Origin of the sequence: Neorhizobium tunisiense (assembly GCF_039631515.1) — a bacterium.
Taxonomy (GTDB): Bacteria; Pseudomonadota; Alphaproteobacteria; order Rhizobiales; family Rhizobiaceae; genus Neorhizobium.
In genome coordinates this window covers 537,489-560,773 of sequence record NZ_JBDIUU010000001.1, presented here as the reverse complement: position 1 = coordinate 560,773, position 23,285 = coordinate 537,489, and the positions used below count along the sequence as shown (strand labels likewise).

Genomic DNA, 23,285 nt, shown 5'->3' with positions numbered 1-23,285 from the left:
AATGCCCGTTCTTTACTGATGACAGACTCAGTGAGCAACAATATACAGTCAATCCAGGACCAACTATCGGACGTCACGGATGAAGACTTGGAAGCCTGACCTGACCCGCAGCCGCTCCCCGCGCTACATGGCGATCGCCGATGTCATCGAGATGGACCTGAGGAGCGGCAACCTCGTGGTCGGTGATCGGTTGCCGCCGCAGCGCGAGCTGGCCAAGGTGCTCAACGTCGACTTTACCACCGTGGCGCGCGGTTATCTGGAAGCCCAGAAGCGTGGTCTGGTCAGTTCGCATGTGGGACGCGGCACCTTCGTGACCGGCGGTGCCGACAAGGAGCGCCGGGGTTTCATCTCCGACGCCGCGCCCGATCCGCGCCGAGCCTCGATCGTCGATTTTTCCATGAACATGCCGCCGGAACCGGATGATCCGGAACTGATTGCCCGGATGCAGGGAGGGCTAACCACCGTCGCCACCAACCTCGTGCCTTTGCTGCGTTATCAGGGTTTCGGCGGTGCTGGCATCGACAAGGAGGCCGCGGCGGTTTGGCTCGGCCGTCGTGGCCTGGTCCCGTCGCAGGAGCGTATCTTCCTCACGCCCGGCGCGCATCCGTCGCTGCTGGCGATCTTCGGGATGCTGGCAAAGCCGGGTGAGACGGTGTTGGCGGAAAACATCACTTATCCCGGCATGCGTTCGATCGCCGCGCAGCTCCGGCTGAGCCTTGTCGGCCTGCCGATGGATGACGAAGGCATTCTGCCGGCAGCCTTTGCCGAGGCTTGCGAGAGAAACACACCGAAGGCACTCTATCTCAATCCGATTCTGCAGAACCCGATGACGCTGACCGTTCCGGAACGGCGTCGCGAGGAGATCTGCGCCGTGGCGCGAAAATATGGCGTGCCCATCGTCGAGGACGATGCCTACGGCTTCATGCCTCTGCGTGCCCCGGTACCGCTGGCGGCGATAGCTCCGGACCTGACCTGGCACATCGGCGGGCTTTCCAAATCTCTCGGCGCCGGGCTCAGGCTCGCCTATGTCGTCGCCCCGGACACCAGGGCCGCTTGGCCGTTCGTCAGCGCCATGCGCGCCAACAACGTCATGGCGTCGCCGCTGTCGGCAGCGCTCGCCACCCGCTGGATCGAGGACGGCACGGCCGACAATATCCTGCACTTCGTCAGGACCGAAGCGATGGCCCGCCAGGCGCTGGTCGCAGGCATACTGCCGCAGGGCAGCTATCGCGGCGACCCGCTCAGCTTCAATATCTGGCTGCCGTTGGCGCAGGGCTGGACCCGCTCTACGTTCGGCAGCCACATGCGCTCCGCCGGCATCGGGGTTGTGGCGAGCGACGCTTTCACCGTCGACGGCCCGGCTCCCGAAGCGGTACGCGTATGCCTCGGCGGTCCTATCCAGCGGCCTGTGCTGAAGGCCGCCCTGGAATTCATGGGACATGCGCTGGAAAGTTCGCCCGAAATGGCCGGCTCCTTCTTCTGATCCATCCTCCGCGATCCGTGGCCGGAATGCCTGCGGCATTCTGGCTAATCGACGCATTGAATGCATCAATCTATATAATGAATGCAATCAATACTAAACTTGATCGCTTTGCTCCCAAGGACGATGATCATGGATCACGAATGGCCTCCTCTCCCGCCCATGCAGACCGGTGTCCGCGGGCGCTGCCCGCGTTGTGGTCAGGGGCATCTGTTCAACGGCTTCCTGACGCTCAAGCCGAAGTGCGAAGCTTGCGGACTGGACTATTCCTTCGCCGACCCCGCCGATGGCCCGGCTTTTTTCGTGATGTGCTTTGCCTGCGTGCCGAGCGTGCTTCTCGGCGTCTGGCTGGAAGTGCAGTTCCAGCCGGCCTGGTGGGTCCACCTGCTGGTGACACTGCCCTTCATGCTTCTGACCTGTATCCCGCCTCTTCGGCCCCTCAAAGGCTGGCTGGTGGCGAGTCAGTATTTCTACAAGGCGGAAGAGGGTAAGCTGGCGAGACGCTCTGTTTAGGCTGCATCATTGACTATGTCTTGACTGGATTGCCGAGGAAGCCCGTCAATTCCCGCGCGGCCGCGCCGCCCGCCCGGTTCGCCCCGATGGTTGAAGCGGATGGGCCGTAACCGACCAGATGAATGCGGTGATCCCTGGCGACCTGCGTCGCCAGCCGGCCGGTCATGAGGATGCCGCCGCTCGTCTCGCGCAGTTGCAGCGGGGCGAGATGGTCGAGCGAACTGCGAAAACCCGTACACCAAAGGATCACGTCGGCCCGTTGCTCGGAGCCGTCCGCCCAGCGGATGCCGTATTCGGTGATTTCGGAAAACATCGGCAGCCTTTTCAGTGCGCCCCGTTCGCGCGCCGCCTGGATCGCCGGCGTAACAGGCAGGCCGGTCACCGAAACAACCGAGCCCGGCGGAAGGCCCTGGCGGACGCGATCTTCCACCAGCGCAACGGCAGCATGTCCCGCTTCCGGCGTGAACGGCTCGTCGCGGAATTTCGGTTCCCGTCGCGTCACCCAGGTGGTCGAGGTGACGCGGGAGATTTCGTCGAGCAGCTGGATCGCCGAAATCCCGCCGCCGACCACCACGACATGCTGGCCGGCGAACTCCTCGGCGGTGCGATAATCCCGCGTATGGAGCTGTCGCCCATGGAAACGGTCAGCGCCGGGATAATCGGGAATATAGGGTGATTCCCATGTGCCGGTGGCGTTGATCAAGCCTTTCGCCGAGAAGGCGCCGCGGTCGGTTTCGACCCTCAGCCGCTCTCCCCGGTTGCAGACAACCGTCACCTTGACGGGACGATGGACACGCAGATCGAAGGCTTGCTCGTAAGCCGCAAAATATTGCGGCACGGCGACTGACGCCTTCACCAGGTTGGCTGAAGTATCGACCACCTCGTCGAAGCGCATTCCGGGAAGATCGTGAACGCGATTGGCGGTTGCGAGCGTCAGGGACGGCCAGCGAAACTGCCAGGCCCCGCCGGGCTCCGGCGACTGGTCGAAGGTGACGAAGTCCCTGTCCGGTGCGAGGCCGAGCTTCCGCAAATGATAGGCCGACGACAAACCCGCCTGGCCTGCTCCGATCACGACGATATCGACCTTGATCGCCACGCGGGCATGATCGCGTTTGTCGTCATTGCGTTGATCCGGTTCGGAGTCTGCGGCCATGCTGGATATCGATATGAGTGAAGGGGCGAGAAACGGTAGACGAGGCTTATACGTGTGCGGAAGACGCTTCAAGCCGCATGACTTGCAAGCAGAAGTGGCAGCGGTATAGTGGCATCAGGTTTCATCCATGCCATGCCCATCCAAGCTCAATGTTCGCATACACTCGCGACGGGCGCTGGACCTGTGCCATAGTCCACGCTCTCTCATGAAAGCGATTCCATGCAGCCGACCCAAAACCGCCTCGCTCCCTTGTTCGACAACGAGGGCACGAAAAACCCGCTCGATGTGCTGAAACGCGTCTACGGTTATTCCTCGTTCCGGGGCAAGCAGGCCGCGGTCGTCGAACAGGTCGTGTCGGGCGGCGACGCCGTCGTGCTGTTTCCGACCGGTGCCGGCAAGTCGCTCTGCTTCCAGATCCCCGCCCTCTGCCGCGATGGCGTCGGCATCGTCGTTTCACCGCTGATCGCGCTGATGCGCGATCAGGTGGAGGCCTTGAAGCAGCTCGGCGTGCGGGCCGCCGCCCTCAACTCATCCCTGACACGCGAAGAATTTCTCGATGTTCGCCGGGCGATCGTCAATGGCGATCTCGATCTTCTCTATGTGACGCCAGAACGTATCGTCACGCCTGCCTTCAAGGAGATGATCGGCAATGCGAGGATTGCATTGTTCGCGATCGACGAAGCGCATTGCGTTTCGCAATGGGGCCATGATTTCCGCCCGGAATATCGCGAGCTCGGCAACCTCGCCGAGCTATACCCCGGCGTGCCGCGCATGGCGCTGACCGCGACGGCCGACCCGCACACCCGCGACGACATCATCGACAAGCTGGCGCTGCGCTCCGCCGAAGTCTTCACCACCTCGTTCGACCGCCCGAACATCGCCTATGAAATCGTCGAGCGCGACCAGCCGCGCCAGCAGCTCCTGCGTTTCCTCTCCCGTCACAAGGGCTCGAGCGGCATCGTTTATTGCCTGTCGCGCGCCAAGGTCGAGGATACGGCCGAATGGCTGAACGGGCAGGGCATTCGCGCGCTTGCCTATCACGCCGGCATGGACCGCAGCATCCGCGACGCCAACCAGGACGCGTTCCTGAAGGAGGAGGATCTCTGCCTTGTCGCCACCGTCGCCTTCGGCATGGGCATCGACAAGCCGAACGTGCGATACGTCGCGCATCTCGATCTGCCCGGCTCCGTCGAGGCCTATTACCAGGAGACAGGCCGAGCCGGTCGCGACGGTCTGCCGTCCGACGTCTGGATGGCCTATGGCATGGCCGATGTCATCCAGCGCGGCCGGATGATCGACGAGGGCACGTCGGGCAACGATGTGAAGCGGGTCGAACGCGCCAAGCTGAATGCGCTGCTCGGCATCTGCGAAACGCCCGGCTGCCGAAGACAGGCGATCCTGGCGCATTTCGGCGAGGCGCATGGCGGCCAGTGCGGCAACTGCGACACCTGCCTCAAGCCGGTGGAAACCTGGGACGGGACGGAGGCCGCCATCAAGGCGCTGGCGGCGATCTACCGGACCGGCGAGCGTTTCGGGACGGGCCACCTGATCGACGTGCTGCTCGGAAACCGCAACGAAAAGACCACCCGCTTCGGCCATGCGGACATGCCGGTCTTCGGCGTCGGCAAGGATATCCCGTCAAAGACCTGGCAGTCGGTCTACCGTCAATTGCTGGCCGCCGGCCTGGTCAGCGTCGATCATGCTGCCTTCGGCGCCCTGAAGCTGGAACCGGAGGCGCGTGCCGTCTTCAAGCGTGAACGCGAGGTCCGTTTCCGCAAGGACCGCCCGACGACCGGCAAGGCATCGAGAAGCGCATCGTCGAGTGCGGCGAGCGCCCGGTCCGCGTTGGAAGGGGCCGATGCCGAACTCTTCGAGGCACTGCGGGTCGCGCGCCTGGCGATCGCCAAGGAGCTTGCGGTGCCGCCCTATGTCGTGTTTCCCGATACGACGCTGGTCGCCTTTGCGACTGAGCGTCCGACCAGCCGGGACGCGCTGCTTGGCATTTCCGGCGTCGGACAGTCGAAGCTCGAGCGTTACGGCGATGCCTTCCTGGAGGTGATCCGGGCACACGAAAGGTAGGCCTTCCGCCCGTGTCTCAGTAGAAGGTCGAGTGGAACGGGGTCACCGCAGCGCCCATCGCAGATGCGTCGCTGGCGATTTCCGAGATGATCAGCTTGGGGCCGGGGCGGTGCACGCCATAGCGCGGTCGATCATAGATGCGCGTCCGATCGACCATCATCTGCGCCAGGTCCGACGGAATCTGGCCGCCGAACACGATCGCCTGCGGATCGACGATAGCCCGGATGGCATTGATGAGGCGATTGTAGGCGGGCGTCACCTCGTCCACCCATTCAGTAACGCCTGGCCAGTTCCGGTCGAAATGTTTGCGCATGTAGCTGATCGACGGCACGTCGACGCCGTTGCGGTTCAGTCGCTCGATCAGGTACTGCAGCGCCGGCCGGTGTTTCGATTCTTCCGCGTCGTAAATCCCGGAGAATTCCCCGGCATTGCCATTGCCGCCAAGCAGCAGTTCCCCGTCGCTGATCAATCCGCCGCCGAAACCGTAGTTGAAGCTCAGATAAGCGAAATGCTTGATATAACGCCCGACGCCGAACATGGCTTCGGCGATCGACCCAGTATTGGCGCCATTGTGCACCCAGACCGGTTTGCCGAAATACTCGGCCAGCAGCGGACCGAGCTCGATCAGTGACCATTCGTGCAGCGGCAAGGGCGCGTTGTAGCGGGTTCCGCCGACATGATAGCCGGCAATCGCAAAGCCGATGCCGAAAAAGGCCTCCGGGGATAGGTCGTTGAGTTTCTGCGCCTCCACGAGCCGCGCCCTGACCAGATCGAGAGACTGGGCCATCGTGTGTTCGCGCAGCGTCACGCTGCTTTCGGCCAGAACATTTCCGGCAAGATCCATCAGGCAGATGCCGATGACGTCGGTGTTGACCGAGATGCCGCAGGAATAGGCGTAGCGGGCATTCAGCCGGATCGTCGGGCTCGGCTGCCCGCGGCCGACACCCGGTTTCGGAGAGCCGAGCGAGACGACGCCGCGTTCCGCCAGCTGATCGATGATCCGATAGACAGATTGCTGGGTGAGATCGGTATGATCCGTCACTTCCGAACGGGAAAGGCCGGGGTGACGCCAGATAAGCTTGAGCAGACTGCGCTCGTTCGAAGAGACGACACCTTCGCCGGCGCGCAGGAATTGCGGCGGGATCTGAGCTTCGGGGAAATAGGCCATTGATCCACCTCCGTCGCCAACAATTACCATAGAGGTGTAATATTTGCGGCGACCTCGCCACCATCTACCTCGAATTTTCCTTTGACTAAATGGAAATCCCTTTCGCGACAAGGGCTTCCATCCGTCATTCAATTGTTACACATAAAGTGTAGTAATCCCGTCGTTCCGATGCCGAGCTCACTCGGCCGATCCAAAACAGGCGAGGGCAATGATGAAGATTTCCATTCTGGCGGCCGCGGCCGCCCTGATGGCGGGCGCGTGTTCCGCGCAGGCCGCCAATATCGAATTCTGGTACGGCAACACGGGCAGCGTCGAGACGGCCATCAAGGCCCAGTGCGATGCGTTTAATGCCGCACAGACCCAGCATAAGGTCACCTGCGTCGGCCAGGGCAGCTACGAAGTGTCGATGCAGAAGGCGATTGCCGCCTATCGCGCCAAGAACCACCCGGTGCTGATCCAGTTCTTCGACGCCGGCACGCTCGACCTGATGCTGTCGAACGCCGTGGTTCCGGTCCAGGAGATCCTGCCCGACGTCAAGTGGGACAACTATATCGCCGGTACCCGCGCCTACTACGAAACGTCCGGCGGCAAGCTTTTCGCGCAGCCCTACAATGCCTCGACGCTGCTGTTCTATACGAACAGGACCGAGCTCGAGAAGGCCGGCATCACCCAGACCCCGACCACGTGGGAAGAGGTGATCGATGCGGCCCGCAAGCTGAAGGCTGCCGGCCATGCATGCCCGTTCGTCACCGATGGCGATACCTGGCGCGTGCTGGAGCAGTTCTCCGCCCGCCACGGCCTGCCGATCGCCTCCAGGCACAACGGTTATGACGGCCTCGACGCCGAATATGTCTTCAATACCACCTTCGTCGCCAAGCACCTCCAGAACCTGGTCGACTGGCGCAAGGAAGGCCTCGTCAGGCTCAACGCCGATACCAAGGCCGGCAATTATACGGCCGCCTTCAACGCAGGCGAATGCGCGATGATGGAAGGCTCTTCCGGCTCCTACGCCGCCTCCACCAAGGCTTTCGACGGCAAGTACCAGCTTACCGTCAACATGGCGCCGATGTACAAGGGCTACGAGCGCCATAACACGCTCGTCGGCGGCGCTTCGATCTACGTCATGAAGGGTCGTGACCAGGCCGAAGTCGAAGGCGCCAAGGCCTTCCTCGACTTCCTGCGCAAGCCCGAGCAGCAGATGGCATTCACCGCCGCGACCGGCTACGTGCCGGTCACCAACGACGTCCTCGACGCAATCAACAAGAGCGGCGATGCGAAGGCTGCGAAATACGCAACCGCGGCCATCGGCATCGAATCGATGAACCAGCCGCCGACCGCCGACAGCCGCGGCATTCGCCTCGGCTTCTACGTGCAGTTCCGCGAGATCTTCATGGAAGAGACCCAGAAGGCCTATGGCGGCCAGCAGACCATGCAGGTCTCGCTCGACAATGCCAAGAAGCGTGGCGACGAGCTGCTGCGCCGCTTCGAGCAGACCTACAAGGGCGTCAAGCTGCCTTGATCCAAGCTTGATCGGCGCGGGCGGGACAAGTCCTGTCCGTGCCGATCCCTCACTGCGGGCTTTTCCCATGACCTCCGAATCCACTCTCTTCAGCAATCGTTGGCTGCCGGTCCTCTTGGTCGCGCCGTTCATGCTGCTGATCGTCCTTTTCTTCTACGTGCCGATCTTCCAGGCCTTCTACTGGTCCTTCTTTCTCGAACAGCCGTTCGGCGGCGGATCGATGTTCGTGGGCCTCGACAATTTCGCGCGTGTCCTTTCCGACCGGGAATTCTGGCAGGCGGGCTGGCGCACCATCGTATTCATGGTGACGGCGTCGTCGCTCGCCGTGCTGATCCCGCTGATATTAGCGGTCGCTGCCGATCGCAGGATCCGCCTGTCGCTGCCAGCCCGCAACGTGCTGGTCTGGCCGAAGGGCGTCGCGGGCGCCTCGATCGGCGTGGTTTTCGCCTTCGTCTTTAATCCGTTCGTCGGCATCCTCGCACCGCTCAACAAGGCTTTTCCGGGCATCTGGGCACCGGGCATCGACGGCACGGACGCCTTCATCACGCTGATCGCCGCGCATGTCTGGGGCGGCATCCCGTTCAATTTCGTCATCCTTCTGGCCGGGCTGCAATCGATCCCGCGCACCATGCACCAGGCGGCGGCGATGGACGGGGCAGGGCCCTGGCGGCGGATCTTCGATGTGCAGCTGCCGCTGATCATGCCGCAGCTCTTCCTGACGCTGGTGCTGGAATTTACCGAAAGCGTCACCTCGGCCTTCGCGCTGATCGACACGATCACCCATGGCGGTCCGGGCGGCGCCACGACGCTGCTCGTCTACAAGATCTACAAGGACGGCTTTAGCGGCTACGACCTGTCGGGCGCCTCCACCCAGACCGCGATCCTGATGGTCTTCGTCATCCTTCTCACCGCCGCCCAGTTCGTCTTCCTTGGCCGGCGCATCAACTACGAGCGCTGACAGATGATCGAGAACGCACGCTCCCTCAACATCGTAGCCAGCCTGATCCTGCTCGTTGGCATGGTCTATATTCTCGGGCCACTCTACCTGACGCTCGCGACGGCAACGCAATCCTACGAATTCCTGCTGCGCAACGGGCTTGCCTGGTATCCCGGCGACCAGTTCTTCAACAACGTGGCGCGCATCTTCACCGAGACGCGTATCCCGATCCAGATGTTCAACAGCCTTGCCGTGGCATTCAGCCTGGCGATCGCCACCTGCATCCTATCCTTCCTGTCGGCCTATGCGATTGTCTATTTCCGAATCCGCTGGGCGGGCGTTGCCTTCGCGCTGATCCTCGCGACGATCATGCTGCCGGTCGATATCCGCGTCATCACCACCTATCAGGTGGCGTCGAACGTGTTTTCGCCGGTCAATGCGCTGCTCGACGTCTCGGGCCTCAACGGGCTGATCGCAGGGATTTTCGGCGCACCGGTGCAGCTCGAGTTGAGCGTGCTGAACACCCATTTCGGCCTCATCGCGCCGCTGGCAGCGCATGGCACCGGAACCTTCCTGTTCCGCCAGTTTTTCCGCACCCTGCCGGGCGATCTGTTCAAGGCCGCCCGCATGGATGGGGCGGGGCCGATCCGCTTCATGGTCGATATCCTGCTGCCGTTGTCGCGCACCAGTTTCGCGGCGCTGTTCGTGCTGACCTTCCTGAGCGGCTGGACGCAGTATCTCTGGCCGCTCGTCGCCTCCTCCACCCCCGACATGCAGACCGCCGTCGTCGGCCTGGCGCGGCTGCTGCCGGATTCGGAAGGCGAAGTGCCGGACTTTCCGATGATCATGGCCGGCGCCGTGATCGTTTCCCTCGTGCCCCTCCTGATGATCGCGCTCTTGCAGCGGTATCTGGTGCAGGGCCTCGTGCTTTCGGAGAAATGACGATGAACGCCATCGATACAGCCATCCGCGCCGCCGCGGCGAGCATCACGGTCAAGGATCTGACCAAGGCCTACGATCCCCAGACGGTGGTCATTCCGCCGATGGATGTCGAGCTGAAGGCGGGCGAATTCACCGTCGTGCTCGGCCCTTCCGGCTGCGGCAAGTCCACGCTGCTGCAGATGATCGCCGGGCTCGAACGGGTGACGGGCGGCAAGATCCTGATCGGTACCCGCGAAGTGCAGGATCTCGAGCCGAAACATCGCGGCTGCGCCATGGTGTTCCAGAATTATGCGCTTTATCCGCACATGACCGTGTTCGAGAACATGGCCTACAGCCTCAAGGTCTCCGGCACGCCGAAGGCGGAGCGCGCCGAGCGGGTGGCGGCGGTCGCCAGGATGCTCGGCCTCGCCGACTATCTGCACCGCAAGCCGGGACAGCTTTCCGGAGGTCAGCGCCAGCGTGTCGCGATCGGCCGCGCAATCGTGCGAGAGCCGGGCGTGCTGCTGTTCGACGAGCCGCTGTCCAACCTCGATGCGCAGCTCAGGCACGACATGCGCGTCGAACTGGCCGACCTGCATCGCCGCATCGGCGCCACCACCGTCTTCGTCACCCATGACCAGGTGGAGGCGATGACGCTCGCCGACCGCATCCTCATCCTCAACAAGGGCCGTATCGAGCAGTTCGATACTCCGAAGGCGATCTACCACCATCCGGCCTCGGTCTTCGTCGCCAAGTTCATCGGTGCCCCGCCGATGAACATCTTAGCTGTGACTGGAGACGGGTCGGCGCTGAGGCTTGCCGACGGGCAGGTGGTGGCGAACGCCCCGCTGACCGGCGCCTATCAGCTCGGCATCCGGCCCGAGGATATTGTCGTTGACGGCAAGGCGGATGGCCATGCCGTCAAGGCGGCACTCCGGTTCCGCGAGGATCTCGGTTCCCATTCGGTGCTGGCCGCCGATCTCGGCGGCTCGATTGTCCGCATCGCGACGCCCTTCGGCATGGATATCGTCGACCGGCTCGAACTTCTCCTGAACTTCCCGACCTCGCGACTGCATCTCTTCGATGCAGCGACGGGCCGGGCCATACCCGGTGCCCTCGGCGCCCAATGAAAGCCCGGCGCCAAAGGCGCCATATGAAAGAAGCCCATATGAACTACAAAGACTTCATCGCCGATCCGGCGCGCAGCTGCGCCGTCGTTGCCCATCGTGGTGCCTGGCACAACGCCCCGGAAAACAGCCTGGCGGCCATCGAGAACGCCATTGCGCTCGGCTGCGAGATCGTTGAACTCGACGTGCGCAAGAGCGCCGACGGCGAGCTCTTCCTGATGCATGACGATACGCTCGAACGTATGGCCGGCATCGACCGCGACGCCGAGAGCATGACCATGGCTGAACTTCAGGCGATCAGGCTGCGCGAGAGCGACGGCGGCGAAGGGCGTGCCGCAAGCGACCAGCCCATTCCGACGCTGAAACAGGCGCTGGAGGTCATCCGCGGTCGCATCTTCGCCGATCTCGATCTCAAGGATCGCGGCCTTTTCTCTGAAGTCGCCGCCTGCGCGCGGGAAATGGGCGCCCAAGCCGGCGTGGATCTCAAGACCAAAGTCCACAGCCTGGCGGATGTCCACTGGGTGCGCGACCAGAACATCGACGGCGTGCCGTTCATGGGCATGGCGCGCTTCACCGCCGAAAACACCGGCGACGCACTTGCCATACTCGCCGAACTCGCGCCCTTCATGTGCGAAATCCGCTTCGACAGTCTCGAAACGATCGCCCACCATCGCGAGGCTTTCGCGAGAGCCCGCATGGCGCTTTGGGTCAACACGCTCGACCAGCCGGGCAGCGGCGAATGGACGGACAGTGCGGCTCTCGCCAACCCCGATCTCATCTGGGGTCGGTTGATGGACGCGGGCATCAGCGTCATCCAGACGGACCAGCCCGCCGCGCTGAAATCCTACATAAAGGCTCGCCAGGCATGACGATCATTTCCGAGGCCACCCTCCGGTCCCTGATGGAGGATATGCGCCAGGCGGGGCTGGCGGAGGTTCTGCCCCGTTTCCTCGGCGTCACTGCCGAAGGGATCCGCGCCAAGACCGTCCCGGACGACATCGTCACCGATGCCGATCTGGGAGCCGAACGCCGGCTTTCCGCGGCACTCTCCGTACATTTTCCCGAAGCGCTGATCGTCGGCGAGGAGGCGGTCTCCGCCGATCCGACGCTGCTCGACCGTCTGGCGGATGCCGAACTTGCGGCGATCATCGATCCGGTCGATGGGACCTGGAATTTCGCTCATGGCGTGCCGCTGTTCGGCATGATCGTGGCGATCGTGTCCGGGGGAAAGACCGTCGCCGGGTTGATCCACTATCCGCTGACCGGCGATTTTCTCGCGGCCCGTCCGGGCGAGGGCGCCTGGCATATCGCCCGTGATGGCGCCCGCACCCGCCTCAGCGTTGCCGCCGCAGTCCCGGTCGCCGAAATGAGTGGCTTCGTGCCGCTGCACATGTTCTCTCCGCAAGAGCGGGCGGTGTTCGCGCCGCGGGTCCTGCGGTTCGGCCGCACCACTACGTGGCGATGCTCCGCCTTCGAATACCGGATGGTGGCGACCGGAGCGATGAGCTTCTCGCTGAATGCCGACATGAACCCCTGGGACCATGCGGCGGGCGAGCTGATTCACCGCGAAGCGGGCGGCCATAGCGGCCTCCTGAGCGGCGCGGCCTATCGGCCCGCCATGACGCAAGGGCGGCTGCTGCTTGCGCCCGATGCGGCGAGCTGGGAGGCTATTCGCGAAAGCCTGGGGTGAAAACCGGGCTTTCGGAGGAGAGTGATTTTCATTCTGGCTTTCGCCATCGTGACGTGTAATGTATACACAGCTAGGCTCTCGGGAGGAGTCTGCATCGCGTATCAGGATCCCTGATGGGGTCTTTGGCGCGGTGAGGAGAATGCATATTAGCTGCCTGCATGTCACATGCTGACCACGCGGGCAGCGGGCCGATAAGGGAGGATCAGGGCGGATGCAGCAGCTTGCCGAGACCACGACGGCCAGCCAGGACACGCTTCTGGATATCCAGAACCTGACATTGTCACTGCGTGACCAATCGGGTTGGGTCGAAGTCCTCAACAATGTTTCGTTTTCGGTAAAGCCGAAGGAAATTCTCGGTGTGGTCGGCGAAAGTGGCTGCGGCAAGTCGATGACCGCGCTCTCGATCCTGCGCCTCCTGCCGCCGCGCGATTCCCGTCTTGGCGGCAAGATCATGTTCGGCGGCCAGAACCTCGTCTCCTGTTCTGAATCGCAGATGAATCGTATTCGTGGCCGGCACATCAGCATGATTTTCCAGGAGCCGATGAGCGCGCTGGACCCGGTATTCACTGTGGGTTACCAGATCGAAGAAACCCTTCGGCGGCATTTCAGGCTCGATCGCAAAGAGGCGACCGAGCGCGCCGTCGCGGCGTTGGATTCGGTCGGCATCGCATCGCCCCGCCACGTCGCCACGCTTTATCCGATGAACCTTTCCGGCGGCATGCGCCAGCGGGTGATGATCGCCATGGCGCTGGTCTGCGAGCCCCGCCTGCTGATCGCCGACGAGCCGACCACGGCGCTGGACGTAACCATCCAGGCGCAGATCATGGACCTGCTTTTGGGCCTCGCCGACCGTACCGGTACGGCCATCATGTTCATCACCCATAATCTCGGACTGGTGGCGCAGAGCTGTCATCGGATGGTGACGATGTATGCAGGGCAGGTCGTGGAAGGTGGCCCGGTGAGGGGCGTCATCGCCGGCCCCCGCCACCCCTATACGGCCGGACTTCTGCATTCCATCCCCGACAGCAACCGCGCGCGGGGCACGCTGCCCTCGATCGCCGGCCGTGTTCCGTCCCTGCGTCACATGCCGAAGGGCTGTCGCTTCGGGCCGCGCTGTTCCTATTCCACGCAGCCCTGCGAACTGCCCCAGAGCATAGAGAACGAGGGCATCGAGGACGTCGATCGCCGGGAAGTGCGTTGCAACCGTTGGGAAGAACTCGAATTGAGGGGGGTAGGAGCATGAGTGCCGGCGCTGCTTCGGATCAGACCGCGCTCAAGGTCGATAATCTGCATGTCAGCTTCGGCAATCCCCGGCGCGGCTCGCTGATCCGCGCGGTTGACGGCGTCAGCTTCAGCGTCCGCAAGGGCGAGATTTTTGGCGTGATCGGCGAGTCCGGTTCCGGCAAATCGACGCTCGGCCGCTGTCTCGTCGGCCTGCTCAGCCCAAGCGGCGGCGACGTTCTGCATGACGGTATCGATCCGTTCAAATTCTCCCGCCGCGAACTCAACCGCCACCGGCGCAAGTATCAGATCGTCTCGCAGGACCCGAATGCGGCCTTCGATCCACGCATGACCATCCTCCAGAGCATCTGCGAACCCCTGAACATAGCCGGCGAGGGGACGAGAGCCGAGCGGCGCGAAAAGGCTTTCGCGATGCTCGACCGGGTGTCGCTGTCGGCGGAGATGGCCAACCGCTATCCGCATGAGATTTCCGGCGGCCAGAAGCAGCGCGCCAATATCGCGCGGGCGCTGATGCTCGATCCGAACGTGATCGTCTGCGACGAGGTGGTGGCGGCGCTCGACGTGTCGATCCAGGCCGACATGCTCAACCTCTTTGCTCGCCTGCAGGAGCAGTTCGGCCTCACCTACGTCTTCATCAGCCATGATCTGCGGGTGGTCAGCCATATCAGCGACCGTGTCGCGGTGATGTATTTCGGCAAGATCGTCGAAGTCGGCCCCGCCCACGCCGTGATCGAAACGCCGCTGCATCCCTATACGGAGGCGCTGCGTTCGGCCGAACCGGAGATCAACCCGGCGGCGGCTGGCGCCCGGAAGAGGATCATCCTGCAGGGCGAGATACCGAGCGCGATCACGCCGCCGAGCGGTTGCCGCTTTCATACGCGCTGTCCGCGGGTGCGCGACATCTGTCGCACGCAAGAACCCCGGCAGCGGGAATTGCTGCCCGGGCGGCATGTCGCATGCCATTTCGCCGAGGAAATGCTGGGCGAAAAGGAGAGGAGAAGTCTTGATCTTGCGGGACGGGGCGGCGCCCATCAAGGCGCCACCGCCACACAGGGCGCTGACATGATGTGACGCTGATATAGCGGTCGAGCACGGCCGGTCATGGATGATGGAGGAGAAGACGTGACCACAGATCTATTTGGAAAGATACCGGATATTACCCGTCGTTCGCTGCTCGCCGGCACGGCCGCCGCAGGCGGCCTGGTCCTGTTGCCGGCAATGGCGCGGGCTCAGGCCCCCCAGCCGAGATCCGGCGGGACGCTAAGGGCCGTGATGCCGTTCAATCCGGCGGCACTCGACCCCCTGACGGGTCGCAACAATCCCGACTTCAATGCCCTTCTCCTGATGTTCGACGCGCTGATCGGCTTCGATCCGCAGACGCTCGAACTGCAGCCGATGCTGGCGACCTCGTGGAAGTTCACGGACCCCACCACGCTGGTTCTCGAACTGCGCCAGGGCGTCGAGTTTCATGACGGCACGCCGTTCAACGCCGAGGCGGTGGTCTTCCACCTGCAGCGCTGCAGCACCTACGATCGCTCGAACGTGAAATCGGACCTTGCTGTCGTCGACAAGGTCGAAGCGACCGGCCCCTATCAGGTCTCGATCAAGCTGAAATATCCGGACGCCACCCTGCCGGCTATCCTGACCGACCGTGCCGGCCTCATCTTGTCGCCCGCTTCGGTCAAGGCCGCCGCCGGCGGCAATGTCGACCGTGCGCCGGTCGGCACCGGGCCGTTCAAGTTCGTCGAATGGCAGGACAACACCCTGATCAAGGTGGTAAAAAACGCCAACTACTGGGGCGACAAGCCCTATCTCGACGGCGTCGACATGCGCATCGTCAACGAGTTCAATACGGCTGTGCGCACGGTGACCGCCGGTGAATCCGATATCGTCCTCAACATGAGCGCGCAGCAGATGGCCGTGGCCAAGCGCGACCCGAAACTGGTCGCCGAAGCGACGCCGTCGATGATCTACTACACCGCTTTCCTGAACTACGGCGAGGGGCCGCTGAAAGACGTCCGTGTTCGCCAGGCAATGAACTGGGCGCTCGACCGGCCGGTGCTCAATCAGGTCCTGTGGGGCGGCCTCGGTGGCGGGCATTGCAGCATGTTCCCGTCTGGGTTCTGGGCCAACGATCCGGCGACCGAAAACTATTACAAGCTGGACCTCGACCGCGCCAAGTCGCTGTTGAAGGAGGCAGGTTTTGCTAACGGCATCGAGATCTCCACTTTCACCTGGGCCGACCAGGCGGCGGTGCAGCGTCAGGAAGTCCTCGGCGCCCAGCTTGCCGAAGCCGGCATCCGGCTGAAGGTCACTCCGGCGCAGCCGGCGCAGACGATGCAGTACTTCCTCACCGAGAAAAAGGGTCACATGCTGATGACCCCGACCGGCGGCCTTCCGGATCCGGCAACCGCCTATGATCGCCAGTTCTCGGCGACGGCTTATCGCAATGCGGCGAAGATCGAACTGCCGGGCTATCGCGAACTGATGGATGCGTCGATGAACACGTTCGACAACTCCAAGCGCAAGGACGTGCTCTTCAAGATGCAGCGTTTCGTGCTGGAGAACGCGCTGCATCTTCCGCAATTCTCGTCGGCCGGGATCATCATCCGTACGCCAAAAGTGCACGGCTTCAACTTCAGCCTGTTGCAGCGCCCGCGCTTCCACAAGGTTTGGATGGAGGCCTGAGCCCAGGATGCGATTCCCGATGCGCCGGTTGCGTCGGGAGATCGCCCGAAAAACGGAGCGGAATGGGTTCGCCCTGCCGCTCCGGCCGCATCGGAAGGCAGGGCTTGTTCCTCCGGTGTTCCCGCGCGGGCCATTGAACTGGCCGGCGTCAATTGCGGATTGACGGAGTATCAATGATGTACGGCGTTCCCGGGATGATTGCGCAAAGGCTCTTGCAGCTCGTGCCCGTGATGATCGTGGCCACGTTCGTGGTGTTTTCCCTCGTCTACATGATGCCCGGCGACCCGGCCATGATGATCGCGGGCGACTATGCGACGGCGGAACGGATCGCGGAAATCCGCCAGATTTATGGATTCGACCGGCCGATGCTGGTGCAGTATTTCTTCTGGCTGGGAAATGCCGTGCAGGGCGATCTCGGCCATTCGCTGTTCTCGAACGAATCCGTCCTGCGGCTGATCTTCTCTCGCCTGCCGCATACGATCCTGCTGGTGCTTTATGCGCTGGTTCTCGGTGCGGCGCTCGGCATTCCGCTCGGCATTCTTGCCGCCACCCGCCAGGGCACCACGCTCGACAAAATCATCACCAGCGTGGCATCGCTTGGCGTTGCGGTTCCCAATTTCTGGCTCGGCATCATTCTGGTGACGCTGTTTTCGCTCGGCTATCGCTGGTTTCCGGCGACCGGCGCGGTATCCGTCTTCGAAAAGCCGCTGGAGTCGCTCTACTACGCGACCCTTCCGGCGATAGCGCTTTCGACCGGCGTGGTCGCCGTTCTGGCAAGGCAGGTGCGTAGCGCGCTGCTCGAGGTGCTGGGCTCGCAATATATCCGCACGCTGCGCGCCAAGGGGCTCGGTTCCGGCGCCATCCTGTGGAAGCACGGGCTCCGCAACGTGGCGGCGACGATGCTGACGATTGCCGGCCTGCAGGTGAACCGGCTGTTTTCCAGCGCCGTCATCATCGAGGCCGTGTTCGCCATCCCCGGCGTCGGCAACCTCATCAGCTATTCGGCGCTCAACAAGGATTTCCCGGTCGTGCAGGGCGTGGCGCTCGTGCTCGTGCTGGTGGTGATCCTCACCAATCTTCTGGTCGACGTGCTCAACGCGACTTTCGACCCCAGAGTGGCAGCCTCCACATGACCGATACGAACATGACCGCGATGACCCAGACCGCTGCCGCGCCGGTTACCCGGCAGACCCTGCCGCCTCCCGCCCGCTTCCGCTTCTGGGCCTGGCTGTGGGGCGACAAGCGCGCGCTGATCAGCCTTGCCTATCTCTCCGTTCTGGTCCTGGCGGCGATCTTCGCGCCGGTGATCGCGCCCTATGCGCCGAACAAGCAGAACCTGATGGACCTTCTGGCGCCGCCGAGCGGCGCACACTGGCTCGGCACCGACGACCTTGGCCGCGATACGCTGAGCCGGCTGATATATGGCTCCTACAACGCGCTTTATGCCGCGAGCCTTGCCGTCGGCATCGGCGTGGCGATCGGTGTGCCGCTTGGCGTCTTCATCGGTTTTGTCGGCGGCTGGGTCGACCAGGTCGGCAGCCGTATCATCGATGGCGTCCTTGCCTTTCCGCCGCTCGTGCTGGCCGTCGCCGTGACCGGCGCGCTCGGCATCGGCCTAACCAATGCGATGATCGCCGTCGGCTTCGCCTTTGCGCCGGTGCTTGCCCGCACGATGCGGGCGCAGACGGTGGTGGTGAAGAATGCGCTCTATGTCGAGGCGGCGACCGGTTTTGGCGCCTCGCGCCTGCATCTGATCCTGCGCCATATCCTGCCCAATGCGATCCAGCCCGTGATCGTCGAAGTGACCCTGATGCTGGCCGTGGCGCTTCTGGCGGAAGCCGGATTGAGCTTCCTGTCGCTGGGCGTCCAGCCGCCGGAATCCAGCTGGGGCGGCATGCTGGCGCGCGCCTACCACTATGTCGAGGTGGCGCCCGAGCAGATGTATGCGCCTGGGTTTGCCATCCTGTTCACGGCGCTCGCCTTCAACACGCTCGGCGAGTCGATCCGCGTCCTTCTCGATCCGACCATCAAGCGTCGGTAATTCCCAATTTTAGATGCGAAATAGCCCGGCCTCGCGGCCGGGCTGTTCGTTGCGTCAATCATGTCCTGGCCGATCACGCGGTCTGGTCGAGCCAGACGCGATGGAACCGCGGCGAGTGCAGCCGGTCGTACTTGAAATCCTTGACCTTCTTGTTGCGGATGGACATGGCGGCCGAGGTCACCAGCGGCAGATGCAGGGCCTGCTCAACGACAAAGCGCTGAAGCGCGGCAAATGCCTTCTTGCGTTCGCCGGCATCAGCCGAGGTGCCGGTCGCGGTGAGTAGCTTGCGGAACTGCGGATCCTCTATTTTGCCGGCGTTGAACTGGCCGGTCGCCCCGAACAGCCGCTCGTAGGTCTGGCTCGGGTCGAGCCAGCCGCCCTGCGGATTGAGGATCATCGCGCCCTGGCCCTCGATGTAGAAGCGTTGGTTGACCACCTGCGGCGGCGAGGGAGTGACCTTGAGGCGGATGCCGACCTGTTCGAGTTGGTTGCCGACCAGTTCCATGCGCTGCATCGATGTCTGGTCAGGCCAGCTCCAGGTTTCGACTTCCAAGCCCTTCGGATGCCCGGCCTCGGCCAGCAGGCTGCGCGCCTTGTTGGGATCATGCTTGTAGAAATGCGCCGTATCGGCATCCACCGCCCAGAAATCCTTTGGGAACATGGTGGACGTCGGCTCGCCCAGGCCAAGCATCAGGATCTGGTTCAGTTCGTCGCGGTTGATGGCGTAGTTCATGGCCTGCCTGACCCGGATGTCGTTGAGCGGCGGCTTGGCGAAGTTCATCATCAGGGTGAAGAAGATCATCGAAGGATTGGCTTCGGCGGTGAGGTCCTGCACGCGGCGCGCGGTCGCGATCTGCTGCGCGGCCATGTTGAGCGCAAGATCGGTTTCGCCGGCCGTCACCGTGCGAGCCGCCGTGTTCAGCTCGTTGATGATGCGGAAATTGATGCCGTCGAGATAGGGCAGCCCCGGCTGCCAGTAGTTCGGGTTCTTCTCGACGCGGATCAGGTCGTTGTCGCGCCACTCGGCGAACTTGAACGGTCCGGTGCCGACGGGATTGCGATCGACATTGCCGTCGGCGGCCGCCTTGATGGAGGCGGGCGAGACGATGCAGCCGACGCGGCCGGTGAGGATGGTCGGCAGCGAATAGTTCGGCTGCTTGAGCTTGAGCGTCACCTGGCTGGGACCGGTGACGGCCACCGACGCGACCGAGACCAAGTCCGATTTCACGTTGGAGCGCGGGTCGCTGATGAAGCGGTCGAGGTTGAACCTCACGGCCTCGGCGTTGAAAGGCGTGCCGTCATGGAATTTCACGCCATCGACGAGGTTGAGCACCAGCGTCGTTGGATCCGCGAAGGTCCAGTCCTTGGCGAGCATCGGCTTCAACTCGAGCGTCGCCGGGTCGAAAGCGATCAGCGCGTCGAACAGCGCATAAAGCGCGTTGAAGTCCGGCACGTTGCGACCGGTCATCGGGTCGAGCGCGGCCGGGTTGAACGGCATGGCGATGCGCAAGGTGCCGCCCGGTTTGGGCTGCGGCGTCTGGGCAAACATCTTCCCGGGCAGCAGCAGCGCGCCTCCCAGCGTCGCGCCGGACGCCAGAAGCGTTCTCCGGTTGATCCTGCCGTTGTGGATGATGGACGGCACGCCGTCCTTCGTCTTGCTCATCTTTGGGCTCCTCCCCAATGAAACGAATTGATGAAACAAACTCCTGCCGGCAAGGCCGGTGATGCATACATTGCGCCCGCAATTCGGCTTCCTCCTCCCGAATTGCGACAACGTGCCGTAGGGAAAACCTACATCAGGAGGAAGCTGATGTATACTTTTGCATTCGGTTTTTGCAGCAAATGACTTCCTTCCCACCGGCCCATGTGCCATGGTTGTATGGGAGGCTGCGATGGCGCGGCCGCTGTGTCCTTTGCTCTTTCGGTGCTTGGTCCGGCACCGCAACCGCGAGGCAGGCGGCGGTGCCTGCGGAAAGTGGAGGAGAGATCATGGGTGCGTTCGAGCATTCCCGTACCTACGATTACGTCATCGTGGGCGGCGGTACGGCAGGCTGCGTTCTGGCCAACCGGCTATCGGCGGACCCGACGGTCGAGGTGCTGATGATCGAGGGCGGCGGCGAGGGGCGGGGCTTCTACGTCGACATGCCGCTCGGTCTCGCTTATCTCATCGGCAGGCCCCAATATGACTGGCTCTACAAGGGCGAACCCGAACCCTATCTCAACAGCCGTCAACTCGCACTACCGCGTGGAAAAATGCTCGGGGGCAGTTCCGCCATCAACGGCCTCATCTATGTGCGCGGCCATGCTTACGATTACGACCAATGGGCGCAGCTCGGCAATCGCGGCTGGTCCTGGGAAAGCGTGCTGCCCTATTTCAAGCGCTCCGAAACCTTCCATCGGGACGATTCGGAGGTTCACGGCACGCAGGGCGAATGGGCGGTTTCCGATCCCAATGTGCGCTGGGAGGCCCTGGAGGCCTATCGCCGGGCGGCGATAGAGCAGGGTATCCCCGCCGCCGCCGACTACAATTCCGGCGACAATGAAGGCGTCGCCTTCTTCGTCGCCACCATCAGGAACGGTATGCGCCATTCCACCGCCCGCGCATTTCTCGATCCGGTCCGCAAACGCCGCAACCTGACCGTCGTCACCGGCGCACTGGTCGATCGCGTCACTTTCGACGGCAGCCGGGCCAGCGGCGTCATGTTCAGCCTCGACGGCCAGGCCAAGGAGGCGAGGGCCGGGCGCGAGGTCATTCTGTCGGCCGGAGCCTATAGCTCGCCGGCCATTCTCGAACGCTCCGGTGTCGGTGCGCCGGATGTGCTCGCATCTGCCGGGATAGAGGTTTTTCACGCATTGCCGGGTGTCGGCGAAAACCTGCAGGACCACTGGCACATCCGGGTACAGCACCGTCTTTACAACACCCATACGCTGAATACCCGCGCCCGTACGCGGCTCGGGAGGATGCTGCTCGGCATGCAGTATCTTGCGACCAAACGCGGGCCGCTCGGCGGTTCGCCGACGCTATTGGGCGCCTTTCTCAAGACCACGCCGGATGCGCCGGCGCCGGAAATCCAGATCCACGTCTCAGGCTCCACCTCGCCGAGTTTCGGCGGCGCCATGCATCCGTTTCCGGGCATTACCTCGTCGGCCTGCATCCTCAGGCCGGAAAGCCGCGGTCATTGCCATGTCGGGACGAGTGATCCTTCGGCCCAGCCGCGCATCCTGCATAATTTCCTGAAAGAGGAGGCCGACCGGGAGATCCTGATACGGTCGATCGAGGCAGTCCGGAGGATCGCTGCGAGCCCCGCCATGGCCCCTTTCGAGCCGGAGGAAATCGCGCCGACGGCAGCCGTGCAATCCCACGACGACATGCTCGATTACGCCCGCCAAACCCTCAATACCACCTTCCACCCCGTCGGCACCTGCAAGATGGGCCGCGACCGGATGGCGGTGGTGGACGACCGGCTGCGGGTACACGGCCTCACAGGCCTGCGCGTTATCGACGCCTCGATCATGCCAACCATCGTTTCCGGCAATACCCAGGCCCCGACCGTGATGATCGCGGAAAAGGCGGCGGATTTCATCCGCGAGGAAAAGGCGGGGGCGCAGGCGGCATGAGCCGGGCTCAGGAAAGCAGCACAGATGTCAACGATGAGCGAGACGCATACGAAAATGGCTAGATTCGAAACCGCCGGGGCGATCGATTGCGACGTCCATCCGCCGACACCGCGTCGCGCCGACCTCATTCCCTATCTCGACGACTACTGGCAGGAGATCGTCACTTCACGCGAAGTCGACGTGCTGGAGCTGATGGGATACCCCGAGCGAACGCGTCCCTATATGCGTCCGGACTGGACGTGGAGTGGTGATCCGCTCGCGCAGATGCAGAAGAACCTTCTTGACCCGCTCGGCCTCGAAGGCGCCATCCTCAACGTGGTTTCGGGCGCCCACGCCCTGTTCGATCCTTACCTCGCAGCCGCCATATGCCGCGCCACCAACGACTGGCTCGCCGACAAGTGGCTGAGCCGCGATAGGCGCCTCAGGGCATCGATGCTGGTGCCGTTCCAGAATGTCGAGGCCGCGGTCGAGGAGATCGAGCGTCGCGCCGAGGACAAGCGCTTCGTGCAGGTCCTGACGCTCGCGATGACCGAGCTTCCGCTCGGCCGGCGCACCTACTGGCCGATCTACGAGGCGGCCGAAAAACACGGCCTGCCGATCGGCATTCATGCGGGATCGAATTTCCGCCATGCGCCGAGCCATAGCGGCTTCCACTCCTTCCTGATCGAGGACCATGTGGTGCAGCCGCAGGGTTTCTCCACTCAGGTCGCGAGCCTGATTTCCGAGGGTGTCTTCGTCAAATATCCGAAGCTGAAGGCCGTGATGATCGAATCCGGTGTTACCTGGATGCCGGCGCTGATGTGGCGCATGAGCAAGGACTGGCGCGGTACCCGCATCGAGGTGCCCTGGGTCAAGGACGCGCCTGCCGACATCATCCGCCGGCATATCCGCATGACATCGCAGCCCTTCGACGGACCGGACGACGTCGAGGATGTCGCCAAGACGCTCGACCATCTGCTCAGCGATGATATGCTGCTGTTCTCCTCGGATTATCCGCATTGGCATTTCGAGGGACTGGACGTGCTGCCCGAGGGCCTGCCGGAAGCGAAGGTGAACAAGATCCTTCGCGACAACGTTCTCGCTACTTATCCGAGATTTGGAGGCTGATT

The 23,285-nt window shown here is 63.1% G+C and carries 19 protein-coding genes; 16 read left to right on the top strand and 3 right to left on the bottom strand.

Features of this window, described 5'->3' with window-relative positions; all coding sequences use genetic code 11:
* The first annotated feature begins 79 nt into the window (after positions 1-79).
* Positions 80-1,483 carry an aminotransferase-like domain-containing protein gene (locus tag ABCW43_RS02935; RefSeq protein ID WP_345922052.1) on the top strand — a complete coding sequence of 468 codons (1,404 nt, stop codon included), beginning with the start codon at positions 80-82 and terminating at the stop codon, positions 1,481-1,483.
* A gap of 129 nt (positions 1,484-1,612) precedes the next feature.
* Positions 1,613-1,993 carry a DUF983 domain-containing protein gene (locus ABCW43_RS02930; protein ID WP_345922051.1) on the top strand — a complete coding sequence of 127 codons (381 nt, stop codon included), beginning with the start codon at positions 1,613-1,615 and terminating at the stop codon, positions 1,991-1,993.
* Positions 1,994-2,006: 13 nt separating this feature from the next.
* Here the strand turns inward: ABCW43_RS02930 and ABCW43_RS02925 are convergent, their stop codons facing one another.
* Positions 2,007-3,146 carry an NAD(P)-binding domain-containing protein gene (locus tag ABCW43_RS02925; protein ID WP_345922050.1) on the bottom strand — a complete coding sequence of 380 codons (1,140 nt, stop codon included), beginning with the start codon at positions 3,144-3,146 and terminating at the stop codon, positions 2,007-2,009.
* 219 nt (positions 3,147-3,365) lie between these two features.
* Between ABCW43_RS02925 and recQ the strand changes: the two genes are divergently transcribed.
* The gene (recQ, locus tag ABCW43_RS02920) at positions 3,366-5,225 is read left to right on the top strand and encodes a DNA helicase RecQ (protein ID WP_345922049.1); all 1,860 of its coding nucleotides are present in this window, start codon (positions 3,366-3,368) and stop codon (positions 5,223-5,225) included.
* A 16-nt stretch (positions 5,226-5,241) separates the two neighbouring features.
* Here recQ and ABCW43_RS02915 read toward each other — a convergent pair whose 3' ends face one another.
* A complete protein-coding gene (locus ABCW43_RS02915; RefSeq protein ID WP_345922048.1) occupies positions 5,242-6,393 on the bottom strand; it encodes an ROK family transcriptional regulator in 1,152 nt (383 codons plus the stop codon).
* A 211-nt stretch (positions 6,394-6,604) separates the two neighbouring features.
* On the opposite strand from ABCW43_RS02915, the gene ABCW43_RS02910 reads away from it, so the two are divergent.
* The 11 genes from ABCW43_RS02910 to ABCW43_RS02860 all read left to right on the top strand — a co-directional run bounded on the left by ABCW43_RS02910 (position 6,605) and on the right by ABCW43_RS02860 (position 18,558).
* Positions 6,605-7,912 (top strand): extracellular solute-binding protein, encoded by a 1,308-nt coding sequence (locus ABCW43_RS02910; protein WP_345923313.1) that lies wholly within the window; start codon positions 6,605-6,607, stop codon positions 7,910-7,912.
* A gap of 67 nt (positions 7,913-7,979) precedes the next feature.
* Positions 7,980-8,870: a carbohydrate ABC transporter permease gene (locus ABCW43_RS02905; protein WP_345922047.1), complete on the top strand. Its 891-nt coding sequence runs from the start codon at positions 7,980-7,982 to the stop codon at positions 8,868-8,870.
* Positions 8,871-8,873: 3 nt separating this feature from the next.
* Positions 8,874-9,791: an ABC transporter permease subunit gene (locus ABCW43_RS02900; protein WP_345922046.1), complete on the top strand. Its 918-nt coding sequence runs from the start codon at positions 8,874-8,876 to the stop codon at positions 9,789-9,791.
* 2 nt (positions 9,792-9,793) lie between these two features.
* Positions 9,794-10,900: an ABC transporter ATP-binding protein gene (locus ABCW43_RS02895; protein ID WP_345922045.1), complete on the top strand. Its 1,107-nt coding sequence runs from the start codon at positions 9,794-9,796 to the stop codon at positions 10,898-10,900.
* A 38-nt stretch (positions 10,901-10,938) separates the two neighbouring features.
* Positions 10,939-11,766, top strand: coding sequence for a glycerophosphodiester phosphodiesterase family protein (locus ABCW43_RS02890; RefSeq protein WP_345922044.1), 828 nt, complete (start codon positions 10,939-10,941; stop codon positions 11,764-11,766).
* Complete coding sequence (locus tag ABCW43_RS02885) at positions 11,763-12,587, top strand: inositol monophosphatase family protein (protein WP_345922043.1); 825 nt, start codon at positions 11,763-11,765, stop codon at positions 12,585-12,587. Before ABCW43_RS02890 ends, ABCW43_RS02885 begins: the two co-directional genes overlap by 4 nt.
* 211 nt (positions 12,588-12,798) lie before the next feature.
* Positions 12,799-13,830 (top strand): ABC transporter ATP-binding protein, encoded by a 1,032-nt coding sequence (locus ABCW43_RS02880; RefSeq protein ID WP_345922042.1) that lies wholly within the window; start codon positions 12,799-12,801, stop codon positions 13,828-13,830.
* On the top strand, positions 13,827-14,900 hold the full coding sequence (locus ABCW43_RS02875; RefSeq protein ID WP_345922041.1) for an ABC transporter ATP-binding protein: 1,074 nt from the start codon (positions 13,827-13,829) through the stop codon (positions 14,898-14,900). The genes ABCW43_RS02880 and ABCW43_RS02875 overlap by 4 nt, the downstream gene beginning before the upstream one ends.
* A gap of 51 nt (positions 14,901-14,951) precedes the next feature.
* Positions 14,952-16,517 carry an ABC transporter substrate-binding protein gene (locus ABCW43_RS02870; RefSeq protein WP_345922040.1) on the top strand — a complete coding sequence of 522 codons (1,566 nt, stop codon included), beginning with the start codon at positions 14,952-14,954 and terminating at the stop codon, positions 16,515-16,517.
* Positions 16,518-16,690: 173 nt separating this feature from the next.
* Entirely contained in the window at positions 16,691-17,650 is a 960-nt protein-coding gene (locus ABCW43_RS02865) for an ABC transporter permease (protein WP_345922039.1), read from the top strand.
* A complete protein-coding gene (locus ABCW43_RS02860; protein ID WP_345922038.1) occupies positions 17,647-18,558 on the top strand; it encodes an ABC transporter permease in 912 nt (303 codons plus the stop codon). Before ABCW43_RS02865 ends, ABCW43_RS02860 begins: the two co-directional genes overlap by 4 nt.
* A gap of 73 nt (positions 18,559-18,631) precedes the next feature.
* Here the strand turns inward: ABCW43_RS02860 and ABCW43_RS02855 are convergent, their stop codons facing one another.
* Entirely contained in the window at positions 18,632-20,221 is a 1,590-nt protein-coding gene (locus ABCW43_RS02855; RefSeq protein ID WP_345922037.1) for an ABC transporter substrate-binding protein, read from the bottom strand.
* A gap of 326 nt (positions 20,222-20,547) precedes the next feature.
* Between ABCW43_RS02855 and ABCW43_RS02850 the strand changes: the two genes are divergently transcribed.
* Both ABCW43_RS02850 and ABCW43_RS02845 read left to right on the top strand, forming a co-directional pair.
* Positions 20,548-22,176 (top strand): GMC family oxidoreductase, encoded by a 1,629-nt coding sequence (locus tag ABCW43_RS02850; protein WP_345922036.1) that lies wholly within the window; start codon positions 20,548-20,550, stop codon positions 22,174-22,176.
* 54 nt (positions 22,177-22,230) lie between these two features.
* Complete coding sequence (locus tag ABCW43_RS02845) at positions 22,231-23,283, top strand: amidohydrolase family protein (protein ID WP_345922035.1); 1,053 nt, start codon at positions 22,231-22,233, stop codon at positions 23,281-23,283.
* The last annotated feature ends 2 nt before the right edge of the window (positions 23,284-23,285 follow it).